Genomic DNA, 420 nt, shown 5'->3' with positions numbered 1-420 from the left:
CGCGCCAAATATCGACGCCACCAGATCAAATACCCACTGCGCCGACGCCTCACCAAACGAAGGCGAGCCGGGCGCGTCAACGATCTTTAGTTCCTTAAAAATTGACAGAGCGTACTGTGCCTCCTCGGCAAAGATAGGCGGCGGGATGATCGTGCGGCCATCCTTCAGCCGTTCGCTCCAATCCTTACATGACGTGACCCAATCGAGAACAATGTCCTCTTGTTCCGGCGTCACAGCTTCTTACCCCCGCTCGCCGCAAGGCGCGGTGCAGGTGGAGGCGCCCCGAATTTGGATGCAGCCCGCTTCGCTGCCTCTTGTTCTGCATCCTTCTTGCCGCCCTCGCCCTTCTTCGCGTGTTGATACGGAACAACCGCTTTCGCCGAATCAACGCGTAATTTCGGCTCGGTCATCGGATCATTA

At 57.6% G+C, this 420-nt stretch carries 2 pseudogenes; both read right to left on the bottom strand.

The annotated features are described in order from the left end of the window. Nucleotides 1-234, bottom strand: a pseudogene (locus QCE79_RS34455) (hypothetical protein); the annotation flags it as partial. Beyond that, nucleotides 231-420, bottom strand: a pseudogene (locus QCE79_RS34450) (terminase small subunit); the annotation flags it as partial. The pseudogenes QCE79_RS34450 and QCE79_RS34455, both read right to left, overlap by 4 nt.

Source organism: Caballeronia sp. LZ003 (assembly GCF_031451465.1).
GTDB lineage: Bacteria > Pseudomonadota > Gammaproteobacteria > Burkholderiales > Burkholderiaceae > Caballeronia.
The sequence above is the reverse complement of the archived record's forward strand: the minus strand, read 5'-3'. Positions and strand labels throughout refer to the sequence as shown.